We start from the raw sequence: 20451 nt of genomic DNA on the forward strand, positions 1-20451 counted from the left end.
AATCGAGAGATTCATAAGAAAACGTCATCCTTTCTAGTCTAGCTTTTTTAGAAAGAATAACGTTTTTTTACACTTGGGGGTAGTGAAGATTTTTAAGTTGATGGGCATGTGCTTATACCCTCTTCCTGCAATATGTAAGTGATAATGACAAAGCTCATGTTTAATAATCCCGACTAACTCTTCTTCACCATACACTTCGTAATATCGATAATTCAATTCGATATTATGACTCTTCAATAAATAACGCCCACCAGTTGTACGTAATCTATTATTAAACACTGCTTTATGTAAGAACGGCATCTCAAAGTATTGTAGTGACACTTCTTCCACTAGTCGCTGAATTTCTTGCTCATCCACTCTCATTCCTCCTAAACAAAAAAATATTTTTACACTTTTCTCCCTTCTTATACATATATTAAATAGTACATATACCCATCCTCATGTAAGAAGCGTGGTTTCTAAAAACAAAACATGAATAGAAATCCACTCACCAACCTCTCATCAATAGCATTTTAGATTTTTGAGAGCAGGATTAAACAAGGAGGGATTCCTATGCCTACGTGGCTAAAAAAACAAATGCAACGTGCATATTTCGAAAAAAACCGGTATCAAATTAAGTTATTAAATGAATGCTGGTTTTATTATAGCAAAATACATCAAAGCTCATAATCCATTACACTTTTTATTCCATAAAAAAAGAGCAGTTTCATCTGCTCTCTTCTCTTACTATTCAATCGGCAACATAGATAGTGCAACGCGTCCTTTTTTTGTATCAATATCATCTACCCATACTTTTACAATTTGCCCTACTGATACAACATCTAACGGATGCTTTACAAACTGTTTGCTAAGTTTAGAAATATGTACTAAACCATCTTGCTTTACGCCAACATCAACAAAAGCACCAAAATCAACAACGTTACGAACTGTTCCTTCTAATTCCATACCACGTTTTAAATCTTCTAATTTCAAAATCCCTTTTTTCAGAAGTGGTTTAGGCAACTCATCCCTCATATCGCGTTCTGGACTAATAAGCGCATCTATAATATCAACTAACGTCGGCTCCCCAACTCCTGTTTCTTGAGATAACTTAGAAATCTCTACTTCTTCCAATCTCTTTTGTAATTGCGGTTGTCCTACGTCATCTATCGATAACCCTAGACTCTTCAATAATAATTCAACATTTTTATATTGCTCTGGATGAATACCTGTTCGATCTAATGGATTCGCTCCTTCTAGTATACGTAAGAAACCTATACATTGTTCATACGTCTTTGCACCTAAACGTGGGATTTTCTTTAATTCCGTGCGCTTCGTGAAATTCCCATCTTCTTCTCTCTTTGCCACAATATTTTTCGCAACAGTTTTCGATAAACCTGAAACATATTGTAACAATGCAACCGAAGCCGTATTTACATTAACCCCAACTTGGTTAACAGCTGTTTCTACTACAAATGTTAATGATTCATTCAGTCTCTTTTGAGATACATCATGTTGGTATTGTCCAACCCCAACTGATTTAGGATCAATTTTCACAAGTTCAGCAAGTGGATCTTGCAGACGTCTCCCAATAGAAACGGCACTTCTCTCTTCAACTTGTAAATTTGGGAATTCCTCACGGGCTAAATCAGAAGCTGAATATACACTAGCACCCGCTTCATTTACAATAATATAAAAGACATCTCGGTTCACACTTTGTAATACATCTACTATAAACTCTTCTGTTTCTCTAGATGCTGTCCCATTACCAATTGCAATCATTTCAACTTGATATTTATCTATAATAGAAAGAACTTTCGTTTTTGCATCATCATATTTACGAACAGGTGGATGCGGATAAATAACATCGATATGTAGTACTTTCCCCGTATCATCTACTACAGATAATTTACAACCAGTTCTATATGCCGGATCTACCGCTAGCACGACTTTCCCTTTCATCGGAGGTTGTAATAATAAGTTACGTAAGTTCTCAGAGAAAATATGTATTGCTTGTTCTTCAGCTGTTTCTGTTAATTCTTTACGAATCTCTCTTTCGATTGAAGATTGAATTAATCGTTTATAACCATCTTCAATCGCTAATTGTACATAATGTGCACTTTTCGAATCGTTATCACGAATTACTTTCTTATTTAAGAAAGTTACTATCTCATCTACTGGCGGAACAACAGCAACTCTCAATATATCTTCTTTCTCGCCACGATTCATTGCTAATACACGATGTGGTACTACTTTTTGCAATGGTTCTTCATAACTGTAATACATTTCATATATATTCTTTTCATCTTTTTCTTCATCTTTCACGGACGAAGACATAACACCTTTTCTAAAAGTAACATTTCGAATCCAACTACGATACGCAGCTTCATCTGAAACCATTTCTGCAATAATGTCTTGTGCACCTTGTAAAGCTTCTTCTGCAGATTGCACTTCTTTCTCTACATTAATAAATTCCACTGCCTTTTTAGCCGGATCTTCTTTCTTATATAACAATAACCATTCAGCTAATGGTTCTAATCCTTTTTCTTTAGCAATTGTCGCTTTCGTTCTTCTTTTCTCTTTATATGGACGATATAGATCTTCTACTTCTTGCAACTTTGTAGCTTTAACAATTTGCTGTCGTAGCTCTTCTGTCAGTTTCCCCTTCTCATCAATAAGACGAAGAACTTCTTCCTTCCTATCTTCAAGTTGCATCATATATTGCCATCTCTCTAAAATCGTACGAATTTGCACCTCATCTAAAGAGCCTGTCCATTCTTTTCGGTAACGAGCAATAAATGGAACTGTGTTACCTTCTTCTGTTAATTGAATAACATGACGAACTTGCTTTTCGGTAAAGCCTAATTCTTTCACTAACATTTTCATTAACGCTTGTCGATTATCTACCATTTCCATATACAACCGTAACCTCCTCTATAATAAAAAAAGTTGCCCTTCAAAGAGAGCAACTTAAACTGCCGATTTAAAAATCTATTAGTCCTAAACTAATTTGTAACGCTTCATCTACACGACTCATCATCACTTCATCCAAATGAGTGATTTTGTCCGTTAAGCGTTGCTTATCGATTGTTCGAATCTGCTCAAGTAAAATAACAGAATCTCTCTCAAAACCATACTTTTTCGCATCAATTTCCACATGAGTGGGTAATTTCGCTTTTTGAATCTGTGCAGTAATAGCCGCTACAATCACCGTTGGACTAAAACGATTTCCGATGTCATTTTGAATGACAAGAACCGGACGAACGCCTCCTTGCTCAGAACCAACAACTGGGGAAAGGTCTGCAAAATACACGTCGCCGCGTTTTACAATCAAAATATTACCCCCCGCTAACTAAGCGTTCTACTGTATGAGCTGCTTCATACTCTGCTAAGAAAGCTTCAGATGCAATACCAAGATTAATTTTTCCCATTTCAATGTACCCACGTCGCATTGATTCATGTTGGTAGCGTTTCTTCGTCTTATGTTGACGCAATAACAATTGTGTTGCCTGGCAAATTAGTTCATGGCGATTCTTATTCTCTTGTTTTCCAATTCCGTCCAATTCCGTTACCATTTGCTTTGGCAACCGAACCACGATTTCAGTAGTTACACTTGATTCGGACACAAAAATACACCTCCACCGTCAACTACACACCCAAATATATATATGACACCTATTGTAATAATACCATTGTATGGAGCCTGTTGCAAAGACTTCCTTATTCCTTGCTTATGTTTTCCAATTCACAAACAAAACATTCATCTTCTTAAATTTTTTATCTCATAACTCACTAAAAACAATAGAACTCCTCTTCAAAACTTACGTGCAACTTATATAAAAAATGATTATAAGTAAAAAGCTTCTCATCAAAAAGAGCTTATTATCCAGCAATGAACAGTCACCCCAATGACAAGAAGCAATCATACTACCTTCTATATATTGTTCAAGTAATTAATTATCTCTACAACCTTACCATTCCGTATAAATATTCTTGGCACACGGAAACTGATCGTTGCAATAATTTCATAATTAATAGTCCCTGAGTATTCCGCAACCTCTGTAGCGCTAATATACTCATCTCCTTGCCTTCCAATAAGCGTAACTTTCGTACCAAGTGGCACTTCACAAGGAAGATGAATCATGAACTGATCCATTGTTACTCGCCCTACAATCGGTACCCTTTTACCATTTATAAGCACTTCAAATCCTTGTAACCTTCTAAGCCACCCATCTGCATAGCCAATCGCTACAGTCGCAATCCATTCTTCAGTTTTCGTTCGGTAGGTGACATTATAACTAATTCCATCACCTTTAATTACCTGTTTAATATGAGCGACTTTCGTATGAAGTGATAGCGCCGGTTCTAATTCAAATGGTAAAAAAGGACGTATTTCTACAGAAGGAGATAATCCATACATTGCAATCCCAATTCGCACTGCATTAAATGTAATCCCTTGAAAACGTAACGTCGCAGCTCTATTAGCTGTATGAACAAACTTAGGATCCACTCCGAATTCTTTCAACCAACTTAACTGCTCTAAGAACGTGTTATATTGCTTATCAAAATACGAAGTCTCAACCTCATCTGCCGTTGCAAAATGCGTGTATACTCCTTCTAACTCTAAAAACGGTGCACCCTCTAAACTCTTTAAAAATTCTTTTAGCTCTTTTCTTTCACGTATTCCAATTCTCCCCATACCACTATCAAAGTTAATATGGAATTTCATTACAGATGAACCATCCCAAAGTTTAATTGCTTCGTCCACCCATTCTTTTTGAAAAACAGTTAGCGCTACATCATTTTCAGCAGCTACATTTACATCACGCGGCGGCGAGGGACCTAACACTAAAATCGGCTCAGTAATACCAGCCCTCCGAAGCACTAAAGCCTCATCTAAAAAAGCAACAGCTAACCTTGTTGCACCTGCTTCTAATGCCGTTTTAGCCACCGGTACATAATCGTGCCCATATGCGTTTGCTTTAACTACAGCAAAAATCTCTACATTACTTGGGATGAACTCTTTAATATGTGTAACGTTGTTATAAATGGCATCTAAATCCACTTCCACCCAAGTGTCACGGTAAAATGGTGCTTCTTCCATAAATACACTTCCTTATACACGATATGCGAAGCTTATTCTTTTATATGCTTCTTTTATGAAATCTACCTTCAAACTAAGAAAAGACGTGGTGCACATATATCACCACGTCTAAGAAGTTTACTTCACCTGCTTCGCTGTAACTGAACGAGCAACCATTAACAGCTCCTTCGGCTCTAAACCTTTAGACACGAGCATATATTCTACTCCGTTATGCGACCACGTTACAGAGTCTTTTGTTAATGCACCAATCGTAAACCCAAGATCAACTGGTTCTCCACTTACACTTACCGCTGATGATGCCTCTGCAACTTTTGCCTTTTCTTGTATTAAAGTAAAGGATTTCTTATTTCCAGTGTATGTGAGTATCGCACGCTTGCCACTGTCTGTCTTCAACTCTTTTTCATCTTGCAGAGTCATACCTTGTGGTGTATCAAGTGGATACAAAATAGCAAACGGTTTATCTTCTTTCGCTGTTGTTTGAACATCTACCTGCGCTCTAGACATATTTTGTTTCGTATCAAATGCACCTTTATCAAATTTCGCATCGAATTTCACTTTAGAGAAATCTACTTTCACAAGAACATTTTGATCATTATCCATTAACTTCACTGAAACTGGAGTCAAGTCGCTCTTATTCAATGTAATCTCTTGTCTCGGCAACATATTTTGATGTTGATAGTTTGTTTTTGTTTTAAAAATATAATACTTATCTGTTTTCTCAAAAGTAAGGTTTTTCTTGTCCTGCAAAATATCTCTTACAAGTGATTCATATAAATAAGCCTGGCTACTATTTTGCGGCCAATCACTTTGAAAACGGAAGCTCTTATTAAGTGCTGGCGTTAATACAAATACACCTTCTTCATTTCTCAAAATAATTTGGCTCTGATCTTTTTTTGCATTTTTTAAATTCACACGATAAAAAGACGGTTCCTTATGCCAAATCTCTACGTTATACTCTTGAGGCTCATTGCCTGTTTTAATAGATAATTTTGCCTCAGCTTGATAACTTTTCATCCCTTTTACTTTTGATTCTAAATCTCTCACGACATCATCTTGCTTCTTTTCCATACAACCCGCCAACACAAAAACGGTCAACAAACCGACAAGAACTAAAAACAGACGCCTTTTCATCAATTCAGCCCCTTTGCCCCTATAAATGAATGGAAGATGTACCTTCCTTATCGCTACCTCAAATATATGAGACAAAGATATAAAATATGCAGACTAGCGTGACGAGCTTTCTAAAACAACTTGAGCAACAGCAAATTCCTTACTATGACTAATTGATAAATGAACAATATGCTCTGTACTTGTAATCAGAATTGGCTTACCTCTTTCATCATTTTTCACTTCAATATCTAAAAAACTCACTTCTTTTCCGATACCAGTACCTACAGCTTTTGAATACGCCTCTTTCGCTGCAAACCTTCCAGCTACAAACTCTGTAAGGCGACTTCCTTTCAGCTCCATAGCAACATTACGTTCATTTTCCGTTAAAATACGTTCCATAAATTTAAGCTTTCCATCTAGCATTTTTTCAATACGATTTAATTCAATAATATCGATACCAATCCCTATAATCATTTCGAAATCCCCTTCTTCTATTTAACTTTCTTCTTTCATATTGATAAGAATAACAGAGAATCTTTCTGATGCAAAAGGGGTGATAGTAACCGTATGCTAATAAGATCCACTCATATTTCTTTACAACCGACTATTCTTACCTTACTGCTTATTCATTTAGTCATGATGATATTAGGCGACTTTTTTCTCTTACCACTGGCAGCCTCTAATGAATATATCGCGAAAGGAGAATGGTGGCGTGTCATAACTTCTCTTCTCGTACACGTAGACTTACAACATTTTCTTTCTAATAGTATTTTTTTGTTTGCTCTTGGTTCTTCTATCGAAAAGCAACTCGGACACTTTTCTTTTTTTATTCTATTTTTTCTCTCTGGAATTTCTGGAAATATTTCTTCTTATATTATTATGCCGCTTGAATATATTCACGCAGGTGCATCAGGTGGTATTTTCGGACTATTAGGTGCACAGTTATTTTTATTGTACAATCGATACCGCTCTTCAAAACCAAAAGAAATTGCCATTTTCTCAATTATGATACTTCTATTACTGCTATTTACTTTCTTTAACCCTTCTGCCAATCCGATCAGTCATTTAACAGGTTTAATAACCGGTGGCATTTTAACCCCTTTTTTAACAAAAAAAAACGATGGTGCAAAGCTTATTTAATATAAAAGCTTGCACCATCGATAATTTCTACATCTACTTGTTCACTTAAATCTCTCATTAATTGAAATAAAGACTCATCCTTCATCTTCGCCTCAATCATACAATCAATTTGCGGAACACTTCCCTTTATCCTTCTTAAAAAAGATAAAAATGCGTCTACATTAATATAATCTGCATGAGCTCTTGGATCTTTTCCCTCTCTAGGGCTAGAGATATGCATTTTAATCGGCAACAAAGACGTTTCCCACGTATGAACAACACGTGCCCAATCTTCATACCAATCTTCTTGCTCATTATTCATCATATGGTGATGCAAGTCAAATACGACGGGAATATCTAATTTTTCTCCTAAATATAATGTTTCCTCTAACGTAAAGGTTGTATCATCATTTTCTAATATAATCATTTCTTGAATACCCCTTGGGACATTCGACCAATTCTCTATAAAGCGCTCTAATGCAAGTTCTTTATCTTTATATCCTCCTCCAACATGCAGTACACATCGTTGCTTATGTTCAATCCCCATGCCTTTTAATAATTTTTTGTGCATCTGCAATGTTTTTACAGATTGTTTAAAAACACTCTCCTCAGGTGAATTTAGTACAACAAAATGATCTGGATGGAAATCAATTCTCATATTCATATGAACTGCATATTCACCTAGTTTTTTTAAATTTTCTTTTAACGGACGAATATAGTTCCACTCTAGCAATTCCTCATGATTCGCTAAAGGAATGAGCTTTGAACTGAGCCGAAAGAAAGATATGTCATGTCCTTTATTATGCTTTAATAAACGTAAACAATTTTCTAAATTGGAATTAGCAATTCTTTCAAGCTTACGAATTGCAGCATCACGATCATCTAATTTCTGAAACTGTGCATACGTCATCGTTTGAGATGGAGATGCATTCTTCAAATGTACACTCATCGCAACGTAACCAAGCCTTACAAGCATATAACAGCCCCTTTTCTATCATAACTATTATGTAGTATGCACAATTATAGAAATAAAAAAAAGAGAATGCCCGCAAAGGGCATTCTCTTTTTTATTAAGCTTGTGGACGGCTATGATGTTTTCTTTCGCCGCGTCCATTTGAAGAACCAGGGCGACCTTGGCCTTCACCTCTACGACCACGACTACCACCATCACGATTGCGATCACGGTTTCCGTCACGATTACGTCCATCACGGTTACGGTCACGATTACGTCCATCGCCACCGCCGCGTGCATCACGACTACGATTACGGTTACCATCACGGTATCCGCCTCCGTTACCGCCGCGTTTTTTAGAACCGCCGCCTCTTGAAACAACAGGTGGTTCTGATGTTAAAGCGATCGGAGTTGTATCCGGCTCTTTAGTCATCATTTTTAAAGCAGCAGCTACTACTGTTACAGAGTCATTTTCTTCTAACATTTCTTCTGCAATACGCTTGTAGTATGCTAAGTTTTCATTTTCAATTGTGCTTTGAAGCTTTTCAGCGATTAAACGTTGTTGACCTTCTAATGCCTCGTCAAGTGTCGGTGCATCCATACGGTCCATTTTACGTTTTGTTGTACGCTCGATATTTTTTAATTGTCCTGATTCACGTGGTGTTACAAATAGCATTGCAATACCTTTTTTACCTGCACGACCAGTACGACCGATACGGTGAACGTATGATTCTGGATCTTGTGGAATATCGAAGTTATATACGTGCGTTACGCCTGAAATATCAAGACCACGTGCAGCAACGTCTGTTGCAACAAGAACTTCAATAGAACCTTCTTTAAATTTACGTAATACAGACATACGTTTCGCCTGAGTTAAATCACCGTGAATACCTTCTGCAGCATAACCACGTAAGTTTAATGCTTCTGATAATTCATCAACACGACGCTTTGTACGACCGAATACGATTGCAAGCTCTGGAGATTGAATATCTAATAAGCGTGTTAACACGTCAAACTTTTTCTTTTCTTGCACTTCTAAATAGAACTGCTGAATGTTTGGCATTGTTACTTCTTTTGCTTTTACTTTAATGTGTTGAGGCTCAGTCATGAAACGCTCAGCAATACGGCGGATTGGATCCGGCATTGTCGCTGAGAATAGTAATGTTTGATGTGTTTCTGGCACATCTGTTAAAATTGCTTCAATGTCTTCAATGAAGCCCATGTTTAACATTTCATCCGCTTCGTCAAGAACAACTGTCTCTACGTTTTGCAGACGAAGTGTTTTACGGTTAATATGATCTAAAATACGACCCGGCGTACCAACAATAATGTGTGGGTGTTTTTTTAGAGCACGAATTTGGCGGTTAATATCTTGACCACCATAAATTGGTAAAATACGAACGCGTTTATGCTTACCAATTTTGTATAATTCTTCTCCAACTTGAATTGCTAATTCACGCGTTGGCGCGATAACAATACCTTGAACCGATTCTTTATGTGTATCCACTTTATCTAATAGTGGTAATCCGAATGCTGCTGTTTTCCCTGTACCTGTTTGCGCTTGCCCAATAATATCTTTACCTTGCAATGCATGTGGAATTGTTTCAGCTTGAATTGGTGTAGCCTCTTCAAAGCCCATACTTTCAACAGATTGCAGTAAAGAATCACTTAATCCTAATTCTCGAAATGTTGTCAATGTTACTTCTCCTTTTCTATCCTATACTTATCATTTAAAAAAAGGCGTTTTCCGAATTTGCGGAAAAGCCCTTTTCCTGAATGCTCACGTATATAAACGGGCGTATATTCTTCACGAAAATACTTCTAAACGTTATTACACTTTATCAATTATAAGTTTTGTATGTGTAAAAAGCAAACCCAACTGTTACCTTATTTTCATATTCAGAGTTTTTTTCTTCACTTTTATTTTTTTATATTTACTGTAAGCGCTTATTATAAGTTTCTTCTATTTTCGTAACTATCATCCCTATTTATATACACCAATTATTTCAACATCGTAATTACTTCTTCTAATTTCATACCGCGAGACGCTTTTATTAATACAACATCTTTCACATCGACTACTGCTTGTAAATCTTTTACTAACTCTTCTTTATTATCATACGCCTTTACACGTTCATTAGGGAAATTAATTTTCGCTCCTTCAGCAATTTGAGCCCCTAATCTACCGTATGTGAATACATGTGAGATTTTTGCTGGATCGATTAATTTTCCTACCTCATAATGGAACTGTACTTCTTGATCTCCAAGTTCTAACATATCACCGAGCACAACGATTTTTTTAGCAAAACCATCTAAACCATTCATTAAATGGAATGCTGCTTCCATAGCCGTCGGACTTGCATTATAAGCATCGTTGATAATTGTTAAACCACTATTTGTTTTCACAATTTCCATACGCATGCCCGTCATTTGAAGTGTTACTAAACCTTCTTTCATCTCTTCCCACGTTACACCAAAATGTTTCGCAATTGCCATTGAAGCAAGTGTATTATACACATTATGTTTTCCTAACACCGGTAAGTAGAATGAAATATTTTCATCTCTATTCATTTTGAAATGTGTCCCAGTTGCTTGTAATGTTACAGTCGTTGGATAATAATCGTTTGCTCTTGCATCACCAAACGTAACCGTTTCTGCTGCTAAATTCATTCCAGGAACACGATTCGTTAATAAAGGCTCATCTCCGTTATATACGAACACGCCACCTTCTTGTAATCCTGTAACAATTTCTAATTTCGCTTCAGCAATTGCCTCACGAGATCCTAAATCCATTAAATGTGCCTCACCAATATTTGTAATGATAGCTGCATTAGGACGAGCTAACTTAGATAAGAATTCAATTTCGCCTCGGCTTGACATACCCATCTCTAATACTGCTACTTCTGTATTTTCTTCTAAGTTTAAAATGGTAAGAGGTAATCCGATATGGTTATTGAAGTTCCCTTCTGTTTTTTGCACTTTGAATTTAGTCGCAAGAAGACTTGTTACAATATCTTTCGTAGATGTTTTACCGTTACTACCCGTTACACCTACAACTTTAACATCCAATTGATCGCGATAGTTTTTCGCTAACATTTGCAATGCCGATAGCGTGTCTTCTACAAAAATAACCGGAAGATTCTCAGGTGGATTCGCTACATCTTTCATCCATAATGTAGCCACAGCTCCATTTTCAACAGCTTTATCTACAAAAGCATGTCCATCGAAGCGCTCCCCTTGAATCGGAACATACAAGTTTCCTTTTTCAATTTTTCTCGTATCAATAGACACGCCTTGAATAGTAATTCCCTCATATTGCTCTGCTAATTCAGTACCATTTACCATCTGTTCCACTTGCTTTAACATTCGCTTTATCATATAGAAACGCTCCTTACATAGAGGAAGCACTATTCCTATGAATAGTGCTTCCTCCTTTTTTGTTAGATTGTATATTTAATTTTTTGTTTTTCTTCGTGACGTTCAATCGCTAAACGAATTAGCTCTTCGATTAATTCTGGATACGGTAACCCAGTATGTTGCCATAATAGAGGGAACATACTGAACGGTGTAAATCCTGGCATTGTGTTTACTTCGTTAATATACACTTCTCCATCTTTCGTTAAGAAGAAATCAGCTCGCGTTAAACCTGCACCGTCTAATGATTGGAATGCAATAATCGCATCACGCTTAATTACATTAGATTCTTCTTCTGTCATTTCAGCTGGAATAATTAGCGCCGTATCACCATCGATATATTTCGACTTATAATCATAGAAGTCCTTTTTCGGAACGATTTCACCTACAACTGAACATTTCGGCTCATCATTACCTAGTACCCCAACTTCTACTTCACGACCTACAATATTTTCTTCTACAATAATTTTGCGATCAAATTGGAATGCCTCTACAAATGCATCCTCAAGTTCTTCACGATTTTTACACTTATTAATACCAACACTTGAACCAAGGTTCGCTGGTTTTACGAAGCAAGGATATCCTAACTTATCTTCTACTTTAGAATAAGCTTCCTCACGATTTTTTTCCCATGCACTACGAATGAAGGATGCATATTTTGCTTGTTTTAAACCAGCCTCTGCAAAGATGTTTTTCATAACAACTTTATCCATACCAGCAGATGATGCTAGAACACCATTTCCTACATAAGGGATATTCATTAATTCTAATAGTCCTTGAACCGTTCCATCTTCACCGTTTGGTCCATGTAGTAATGGGAAAATAACGTCAATAGCGTTCTCCTCAGAAGCTGCAGATGGGATAATTTCTGTACTTAATGATAACGGAGAAATCGCATTTTCTGCACCGCTCATTTTTAAAGCTTCAACATCTGTTACTTCGCCTTCAATACGCTCACCGCGTACCCATTGACCTTGTTCTGTAATATAAATTGGATGAATCTCGAATTTATCTTGATTTAACGCTTTAATAGCAGCAAGAGCCGTCTGTAGCGAAACTTGATGCTCAGCTGATTTTCCACCATATAATAAACCTAATTTAATTTTCGTCAATGAAATCACCCTAACCAATTGTTTTCATTTTTCTATTTTAGCACTTTTTATAAAAATAGGTAGTTCCTATTTGAAATAAAATGTAACTTCCATAAATAATTAAATAACATCACTTATTGGTTTTTCATTTCATTTTCTATATAGCTACACAAAATAAAATGGCAATCTAATCTAGTTATGTACCTAAAATATGTAGAAATCCCCTTTTTTGTGTATGTCACCTATTCACTAAGAAGATTGTTTGGTTAGTGTGTCTTTTTGCCTTTGCTCCACAAGGCGATCTAAAGAAACATATACAATACCTGCAACTACACATCCTACAGCTAAAATTGTAAATAGAAAGTGACCAAGTAATCGATCTAATAAAAAACCGCCCAAAAGTGGACCAAATGCGCTTCCTGTAATCCACTGCAAACTTGCAGCTCCCATATAAGTCCCTCTCAAATGCTCAGGGGCCAAATTTGCTACAAATGTCATCTGTACAGGCGACATAATCATCTCACCTAACGTATATATAGCATAAACGAACAGTAATATTATTAAAATAATTGTAGCATTTGTATTAAATTCTCCAAACCACTTCGGTAACCACCCTATAAAAAATAATCCAATCCCGAATAAACATGCACCATATAACATCGTCTTCCCGACCGGTTTATCCGTAGCCCATTTTGAAATTTGAAACTGGAATAAAACAACTAATAGTCCGTTTAACGCCATTAAATATGGATATGGATTATTCGTTCCAAAAATATGCTTCATTTCATTATCAAAATGTAGTGGCAACATGCCTTCCGTTTGAGAAAACCCCATCGAAATGATAATGCCTGCTAATAAGTAAATCATTAATACCTTATCTCGCATTACAATTTTCCAAACTGCCCCAGCTTCCTTTTCTTTATGTTCTTCCTTATCTGTCCTTTTTGGCATCGTCTCTTGAATAAGAAGTAATACAAGTAACGCATAAAATAGCATTGTAGAAGAGGCAATAATAAACACAAGGTTCTTTGACAACACAACTACTGATGCTCCCATTATCGGACCAATCGCAGCACCTATATTGTGTCCCATTCGTAATAAACCATATGCCTCTGTTCTTTTTTCTGGTGCCGTTACATCCGCGACCATAGCTGATGCAGCTGGATGAAATAAAGAATTACTCAACCCTAAAAAAATAGATAAAATTGCATATGGAATAAATCCTTCTATAAATAGAAAACCGAGCATTAATAATGCATTACTTGCCATAGAAAATATCATAATAGGCTTTCTTCCATATATGTCAGCAATTCTCCCTCCTATAAGTGATCCAAAACTTGCAGCAATTGGAGAAAGCGCCATAATAACCCCAACTTCCAACAACGAATCCACCTTATCTTTTAAATATAATGCAAAAAAAGGCATTAACATCATCATTGCAATTCCATTTAACGTCTCTCCAATAAATCGAATCCATACGTTACGGTCCATCTCCCTTAACTCACGCCACGTATTTTTCATCATTTCACCCCTTTAGTTAGCCAACAATTATCTTATAATAAGTTCAGAAAAATATAAATTTTCAAATAAAAAATCCATTCTAACAGAATTAGAATGGATTTTTTCACTTATAAATTTGCAACATCTTCTTCTTTTTTACTATTATTTAAAGCACTATGTTTTCGGCTATATAAGAAGTAAACCGCTATACCAATAACCATCCATATCCCAAAACTAATCCATGCTGTCCCCGATAATTGAAGCATTAAGTATAAACAGAAGATCACTGTTAATGCTGGTAAAAATGGTACAAGCGGAGCCTTAAATGCCCTTGGTAAGTCTGGATGTGTTCTTCTCATTACGATTACCGCAACAGCTACGAGTGCAAATGCTGACAATGTCCCCATATTTACAAGATGTGCTAAAACATTTAAATCTATTAATCCTGAAATCAGTGCCGCAATAATTCCCGTTGTCCATGTATTTAAAAATGGCGTTTTAAATTTCGGATGAACTTTAGCAAGACGTTTCGGCAGTAAACCATCTCGGCTCATCGCATAAGAAACACGAACTTGCCCATACATCATAACTAGCATTACTGTTGTAATTCCTGTAATTGCTCCTACCGAAATTACCCCCGCTAAACCATCTTGTCCAATAAATTGAAGTGCAAAAGCAACTGGATCTGATATATTTAGCTGTCCGTATGGAACAATTCCTGTCAAAATAAGCGAAACAACGATATAAAGAACTGTACAAATTAATAACGATGCAATAATACCAATTGGTAAATCACGTTGCGGACGTTTCACTTCTTCTGCCGCTGTTGAAACTACATCAAATCCTATAAATGCGAAGAATACTGTAGCCGCTCCAGCCATTACACCATCTAAACCAAATGGCATAAAAGGCGTCCAGTTTTCAGGTTTCACATAATTAAAACCAGCAAAGATAAAAATAAGAACAACTGCTATTTTAATAAATACCATAATGTTATTTACTCGTGCACTTTCACGAACACCCCTAGATAAAAGAACTGTCATCACTAAAATAATTAGAACTGCAGGTAGATCAATTATTCCACCCTTACCTGTACCAGGAGCCGAGGAGAGAATAGTCGGAATATGAATTCCAAACCCCTTTAATAAAGATTGAAAATATGCAGACCAACCGTTCGCTACAGCAGATGTAGCAAGTAAATATTCCAGCATTAAGTCCCAGCCAATTAAAAATGCGAATACTTCCCCCATCGTCGCGTATGTATACGTATACACACTGCCCGAGACAGGAACTGAAGAAGCAAATTCAGCATAACAAAATGCAGCAAAGGCACAAGCTAGAGCGGCAATCGCAAATGATAATATAATAGCTGGCCCAGAATGTTTCGCTGCCACAACACCCGTTAGAACAAAAATACCAGTTCCAACAATTGCTCCGATTCCAAGCATAGTTAAATCTAGCGCGCCCAATGTTCTTGCTAACGTTTTTTGCTTACTTTCTTGCATTAACTTTGCAATTGGCTTCTTTTGAAAAATTTGCTTCATCTTTCACTCCTCCAAGTTTTAAATTTTCTGAAAATTTTTAATTCGCTTTTTAATTTTACTCATTACGCTTTTCCTAGTCAATACTTTTGTCGAAACAAGTAGAAATTCTTCTGAATATGCACGCCCCTTATTATTCTTTCTATATATCTTTCCATTATTTTTTTGGTATTATTATACATGTCGATTCCGTGAAAAAGGCATGCCCCCTTATTGAGAGCATGCCTTTTTTACTTATTTCACAGTATATGAACCTTGTTCAATCCAGCTATACATATACTTTTCATCTTCTGTTTCATGTGCTTGTTTTACAATACGAAGCGGACGGAATGTGTCTATCATAACAGCTAATTCAAGCGTCTCTTTCTTCCCTATACTTGCCTCTGTTTTCCCCGGATGCGGCCCATGGGGAATCCCGCTCGGATGAAGTGTAATAGAACCTTCTTCCACACCTTTGCGACTCATAAAGTTTCCTTCTACATAGTAAAGAACTTCATCACTATTAACATTACTATGATAATATGGTGCCGGAATTGACTCTGGATGATAATCGTATAAACGTGGTACGAAAGAACAAATAACAAAATTATGTCCTTCAAATGTTTGATGTACTGGCGGTGGCTGATGAATGCGCCCTGTAATTGGTTCAAAATCCTCTACATTAAATACCCACGGATATAAATAGCCATCCCATCCCACAACATCTAACGGGTGGTGTCCTAAAACATGTTTATGCATATAGCCTCTTGATTTTGTCATTACGACAAACTCGCCTTTTTCATCATATGTCTCTAATTTTTCTGGACCACGAAGATCTCTTTCACAAAACGGACTATGCTCTAACAATTGTCCGTATTCATTTCGATAACGACGCGGCGTTGTAATTTGGCTATTCGCCTCTACAACAAGAAACTTAGTCTCTCCTTCATCTGGAATAACACGATAAATCGTTCCAATTGGAATCGTTACATAGTCGCCTTTTCTATAGTGAATCGTTCCAAACATCGTTTCAATTTTCCCTGTTCCATAATGAACAAATAACATTTCGTCGCCATCACCATTACGATAGAAATAATCCATTTTTTCTGTTGGACTCACTACTCCAATTAATAAATCTTCATTTCCAAGTATGAAATTCCGTCCACTTATTGCATCACCACTTTTTTTACTTTCTTTCGTTCGAAAGTGGCGATGAGAAAGAGCAACATCCTCTTCATACTGCAACTGACAAGAATGCGATAATGCAGAATGACCTACTTCTGTCGGCATATAATGATGATACAAAATAGACTGCGTACCAGAAAAACCTTTTGTTCCCATTACCTGTTCACGATAAAGCGATCCATCTTTTTTACGAAATTGTACATGTCGTTTATGAGGTAGTTCTCCCATGTGACGATAAAACATGCCCATCACCCGCTTCCTTTTCTTTTTTGATCGTATTACGTAGTGTACCTAAACCAGTAATCGACAGTTCTACAACATCTCCATCTTGTAGCCACTCTTCTGTACCCAGTTCTAAAATACATCCTGTTCCTACTGTCCCAGAACCAATCACATCTCCTGGATATAACGTAACGTCCTCTGAAGCACGTTCAATCATTTCAGCAAATGTATAGTAAATATCTTGGAAGTTTCCTTTTGATAATAGTTTTCCATTTACATGAGCAGTCATTTCTAAATTATATCGATCACCATTACGATAAACGTCTAATTCCTCTTTCGTAACAAGATGTGCTCCTAAAGAAGTTGCAAAGTCTTTTCCTTTCGCTGGACCGAGACCTACTTTCATTTCTGTTGCTTGTAAGTCTCTCGCACTCCAGTCGTTCATAATACAATAACCAAAAATATATTCCTCTGCTTGCTCACGAGAAATATTTCGCCCTTCTCTTCCTATTACGCAAGCAATTTCCAACTCATAATCAAGCTTTTTAGACTTTTTCGGACCAATTACAAAATCACTGGAACCAATTACAGCACGATGATTAGTAAAATAAAAAACCGGAATATCATACCATTCAGGCACAACATCTAATCCTCTTCGTCCGCGAGCTGTTTTTACATGTTGTTCAAATGCGTAAAAATCTCGAATACTACTCGGATTAGGAAGAGCAGCTGTCAATTGTACTTCTTCTAAAGCATATATACCCTTATTTGGATTCTTAATATTCCGCACTACTTCTACATACTCATCCGCTTTCTCTAAAAAAGCAATCATAGAAGAAGGGATTTTCCCTTCACTAGCAAGATTCATATCTATTACTTTGTCACCTTCAAGCCATCCAGCCCGTAGTTCTTTTGAAGGAAGACGAAATGTAACAAATTTCATCCTGATTCCTCCTTATAAAAATGAAATTTCCACCAGCAAAGGGACTTTTGCTGGTGGATACAAATCTTATAAGTTTCCGCGACGCTCTTGTTCTCTTTCAATTGATTCGAATAACGCTTTAAAGTTTCCTTCACCAAATCCACGAGAACCTTTACGTTGAATGATTTCAATAAATAAAGTCGGGCGATCTACAATTGGTTTCGTAAAGATTTGTAGTAAGTAACCTTCATCATCACGATCTACTAAGATCTTTAATTCTTTTAACTTATCAATTTCTTCATCGATTTTTCCAACTCGTGCAGTTAACTCATCATAATAAGTATCAGGTGTATCTAAAAACTCCACCCCATTTGCACGAAGCGCTTCAACTGTTTTAACAATATCACTTGTTAATAAAGCAAGATGTTGTACACCAGCTCCATTATAGAATTCTAGATACTCTTGAATTTGTGACTTTCTCTTTCCATCTGCTGGTTCGTTAATAGGAAACTTAATACGACTTCCATTCGTCATAACTTTCGACATTAACGCCGAATACTCTGTACTAATATCGTCATCATCAAAATGAATCATTTGTTTAAAGCCCATAACATTCTCGTAATAACTAACCCACTCTTCCATTTTTTCAACATTACCAACTACATGATCAACAGCAATTAAACCAGACTCTTCAAATGGAATATTAAATTCTACCTTTTGGAATCCTGGCATAAATGCCCCTTTATAATTTTTACGCTCTACAAGCGTATGAATTGTATCACCATACGTACCAATAACTGCTTTTTTCAATGTACCGTCCTCATCTGTTAATTCCTGCGGTGGAGCAATTGCGACGGCACCACGTTTCACTGCTTCTGAGTATGCTTTATCAACATCATCAACAAGTAGTGCCACATCCTTCACGCCATCACCATGAGTCTTTACAAACTCTGCAATACGATTTTCACTACTTAAAGCTCCAGACACAACGAAACGCATATTTTTTTGCACAAGAACATAAGAGACCTTTTCACGGTTTCCAGTTTCTAATCCAGAGTAAGCCACAATTTTGAATCCGAACGCTCTCGCAAGATAATAACTCGATTGCTTTGCATTCCCTACGTAAAATTCCAAATGATCTACATCACGTACTGGAAAAAAGTCCTCCATTTGTGCAGCTAGCATATCCATAGATTTTTGTTTCATAATATCTTCATCCCCCTGTAAATAGATTAAATGGTCCATACTTAAAACCAACCGAAAACGCTTCCAACATTAATTAATAGAAATTAGTTAGCAAGCTAACAAATTCTGACCTTTAAAATTTTCTATCTTTTCTGTCAAATTCCTCTTTTTTTCTTACATATAAAATTCGACTTTTTTCTCTTTGAAATAAAGCGGGATTTTATTCAGTGGATTTTTGATTATTCGTTGAATCAAGTTTCAACCGCAGCGTTTAATTAGCCATGAATGCTGGATAATGAGGTAACTTTAATACTTGAGGGGATATAAGAAGAATATAAAAAAGACTCCAACATATTAACTACTTACTAATACGTTAGAGTCTTTATTTTTTTTGAATGATTGTATTTATATATCTCATACTAATACATTTGCAAGGAATAGAATAAATGATGTTAATATTACTGCTCCACCTAAGGATCCTAATAAATCTGTTTTTGTTACTTGAAACACTTGTTCACTGTTCATATCCCTCATTCTCCTTCCTTTTTTGTTTGATTTAAAACTTCTATTATACTAATAAACTTGATAAAAATACGATTAATGCTGTTAATACTACCGCTCCACTTGCTGATCCTACGAAGTCACCTTTTGTTACTTGTAATACTTGCTCTTTCATATCTTTCATTCTCCCTTCTTTTTCCTTTGTTACAAAGCTTCTATTATACTAATACGCTTGATAGAAATACGATTAACGCTGTTAATACTACTGCTCCACTTGCTGATCCTACGAAGTCACCTTTTGTTACTTGTAATACTTGCTCTTTCATATCTTTCATTCTCCCTTCTTTTTTCTTTTGTTACAAAGCTTCTATTATACTAATACGCTTGATAGAAATACGATTAACGCTGTTAATACTACCGCTCCACTTGCTGATCCTACGAAGTCACCTTTTGTTACTTGTAATACTTGCTCTTTCATATCTTTCATTCTCCCTTCTTTTTCTTTTGTTACAAAACTTCTATTATACTAATACGCTTGATAGAAATACGATTAATGCTGTTAATACTACCGCTCCACTTGCTGATCCTACGAAATCACCTTTTGTTACTTGTAATACTTGCTCTTTCATATCATTTATCCTCCCTTT

22 protein-coding genes and 1 pseudogene are annotated in these 20451 nt (G+C 36.3%); 2 read left to right on the forward strand and 21 right to left on the reverse strand.

The genetic code is table 11. From position 1 onward, the window contains the following. Positions 1-108: 108 nt before the first annotated feature. Positions 109-363 (reverse strand): annotated as a pseudogene (locus MR168_RS20405) (SprT family protein); the annotation flags it as partial. Positions 364-552: 189 nt separating this feature from the next. Here MR168_RS20405 and cmpA point away from each other — a divergent pair. Further along, a complete protein-coding gene (gene cmpA / locus MR168_RS20410; RefSeq protein ID WP_001143642.1) occupies positions 553-669 on the forward strand; it encodes a cortex morphogenetic protein CmpA in 117 nt (38 codons plus the stop codon). Between the two features lie 57 nt (positions 670-726). Here the strand turns inward: cmpA and MR168_RS20415 are convergent, their stop codons facing one another. The 6 genes from MR168_RS20415 to acpS form a co-directional block, all read right to left on the reverse strand. Next, positions 727-2895: a Tex family protein gene (locus MR168_RS20415; protein ID WP_140159320.1), complete on the reverse strand. Its 2169-nt coding sequence runs from the start codon at positions 2893-2895 to the stop codon at positions 727-729. 67 nt (positions 2896-2962) lie between these two features. After that, entirely contained in the window at positions 2963-3313 is a 351-nt protein-coding gene (gene ndoA / locus MR168_RS20420; RefSeq protein WP_000635965.1) for a type II toxin-antitoxin system endoribonuclease NdoA, read from the reverse strand. Between the two features lie 4 nt (positions 3314-3317). Next, a complete protein-coding gene (locus tag MR168_RS20425; RefSeq protein ID WP_000004570.1) occupies positions 3318-3605 on the reverse strand; it encodes an antitoxin EndoAI in 288 nt (95 codons plus the stop codon). A 308-nt stretch (positions 3606-3913) separates the two neighbouring features. After that, positions 3914-5083 carry an alanine racemase gene (gene alr, locus MR168_RS20430; RefSeq protein WP_242291467.1) on the reverse strand — a complete coding sequence of 390 codons (1170 nt, stop codon included), beginning with the start codon at positions 5081-5083 and terminating at the stop codon, positions 3914-3916. 117 nt (positions 5084-5200) lie between these two features. Then, on the reverse strand, positions 5201-6151 hold the full coding sequence (locus MR168_RS20435; protein WP_002004297.1) for a LolA family protein: 951 nt from the start codon (positions 6149-6151) through the stop codon (positions 5201-5203). Positions 6152-6307: 156 nt separating this feature from the next. After that, a complete protein-coding gene (gene acpS / locus MR168_RS20440; RefSeq protein ID WP_000583415.1) occupies positions 6308-6667 on the reverse strand; it encodes a holo-ACP synthase in 360 nt (119 codons plus the stop codon). Between the two features lie 93 nt (positions 6668-6760). On the opposite strand from acpS, the gene MR168_RS20445 reads away from it, so the two are divergent. Continuing rightward, positions 6761-7333, forward strand: a complete 573-nt coding sequence (locus MR168_RS20445) for a rhomboid family intramembrane serine protease (RefSeq protein ID WP_000908523.1) — start codon at positions 6761-6763, stop codon at positions 7331-7333. On the opposite strand, the gene uvsE is transcribed toward MR168_RS20445, so the two are convergent. The 14 genes from uvsE to MR168_RS20515 form a co-directional block, all read right to left on the reverse strand. Beyond that, complete coding sequence (gene uvsE / locus MR168_RS20450) at positions 7326-8288, reverse strand: UV DNA damage repair endonuclease UvsE (protein WP_000961166.1); 963 nt, start codon at positions 8286-8288, stop codon at positions 7326-7328. The two genes, MR168_RS20445 and uvsE, sit on opposite strands and share 8 nt — an antisense overlap. A 94-nt stretch (positions 8289-8382) precedes the next feature. Continuing rightward, positions 8383-9960, reverse strand: coding sequence for a degradosome RNA helicase CshA (gene cshA / locus MR168_RS20455; protein WP_000206584.1), 1578 nt, complete (start codon positions 9958-9960; stop codon positions 8383-8385). 305 nt (positions 9961-10265) lie between these two features. After that, positions 10266-11642, reverse strand: coding sequence for a UDP-N-acetylmuramoyl-tripeptide--D-alanyl-D-alanine ligase (gene murF / locus MR168_RS20460; RefSeq protein WP_000595957.1), 1377 nt, complete (start codon positions 11640-11642; stop codon positions 10266-10268). 62 nt (positions 11643-11704) lie between these two features. Beyond that, the gene (locus tag MR168_RS20465; RefSeq protein ID WP_000161427.1) at positions 11705-12790 is read right to left on the reverse strand and encodes a D-alanine--D-alanine ligase; all 1086 of its coding nucleotides are present in this window, start codon (positions 12788-12790) and stop codon (positions 11705-11707) included. Positions 12791-13018: 228 nt separating this feature from the next. Then, complete coding sequence (locus MR168_RS20470) at positions 13019-14290, reverse strand: MDR family MFS transporter (protein ID WP_000799716.1); 1272 nt, start codon at positions 14288-14290, stop codon at positions 13019-13021. Between the two features lie 107 nt (positions 14291-14397). Further along, positions 14398-15813 (reverse strand): branched-chain amino acid transporter BcaP, encoded by a 1416-nt coding sequence (bcaP, locus tag MR168_RS20475; protein ID WP_242291468.1) that lies wholly within the window; start codon positions 15811-15813, stop codon positions 14398-14400. 231 nt (positions 15814-16044) lie between these two features. Next, the gene (locus tag MR168_RS20480) at positions 16045-17217 is read right to left on the reverse strand and encodes a homogentisate 1,2-dioxygenase (protein ID WP_013141710.1); all 1173 of its coding nucleotides are present in this window, start codon (positions 17215-17217) and stop codon (positions 16045-16047) included. After that, on the reverse strand, positions 17183-18139 hold the full coding sequence (locus MR168_RS20485) for a fumarylacetoacetate hydrolase family protein (RefSeq protein WP_000674004.1): 957 nt from the start codon (positions 18137-18139) through the stop codon (positions 17183-17185). Before MR168_RS20485 ends, MR168_RS20480 begins: the two co-directional genes overlap by 35 nt. Before the next feature lie 66 nt (positions 18140-18205). Continuing rightward, positions 18206-19324, reverse strand: a complete 1119-nt coding sequence (hppD, locus tag MR168_RS20490; protein WP_086411326.1) for a 4-hydroxyphenylpyruvate dioxygenase — start codon at positions 19322-19324, stop codon at positions 18206-18208. Positions 19325-19717: 393 nt separating this feature from the next. Beyond that, complete coding sequence (locus MR168_RS20495) at positions 19718-19828, reverse strand: DUF3948 family protein (RefSeq protein WP_001083690.1); 111 nt, start codon at positions 19826-19828, stop codon at positions 19718-19720. Positions 19829-19871: 43 nt separating this feature from the next. Continuing rightward, positions 19872-19988, reverse strand: a complete 117-nt coding sequence (locus tag MR168_RS20500; protein WP_086411325.1) for a DUF3948 family protein — start codon at positions 19986-19988, stop codon at positions 19872-19874. 34 nt (positions 19989-20022) lie between these two features. Continuing rightward, a complete protein-coding gene (locus tag MR168_RS20505) occupies positions 20023-20139 on the reverse strand; it encodes a DUF3948 family protein (RefSeq protein WP_000654250.1) in 117 nt (38 codons plus the stop codon). A 35-nt stretch (positions 20140-20174) separates the two neighbouring features. Beyond that, the gene (locus MR168_RS20510; protein ID WP_000654250.1) at positions 20175-20291 is read right to left on the reverse strand and encodes a DUF3948 family protein; all 117 of its coding nucleotides are present in this window, start codon (positions 20289-20291) and stop codon (positions 20175-20177) included. A gap of 34 nt (positions 20292-20325) precedes the next feature. Then, the gene (locus tag MR168_RS20515; RefSeq protein ID WP_000664237.1) at positions 20326-20433 is read right to left on the reverse strand and encodes a DUF3948 family protein; all 108 of its coding nucleotides are present in this window, start codon (positions 20431-20433) and stop codon (positions 20326-20328) included. Positions 20434-20451: the final 18 nt, after the last annotated feature.

Origin of the sequence: Bacillus cereus group sp. BfR-BA-01356, assembly GCF_022663635.1 — a bacterium.
Taxonomy (GTDB): domain Bacteria; phylum Bacillota; class Bacilli; order Bacillales; family Bacillaceae_G; genus Bacillus_A; species Bacillus_A cereus.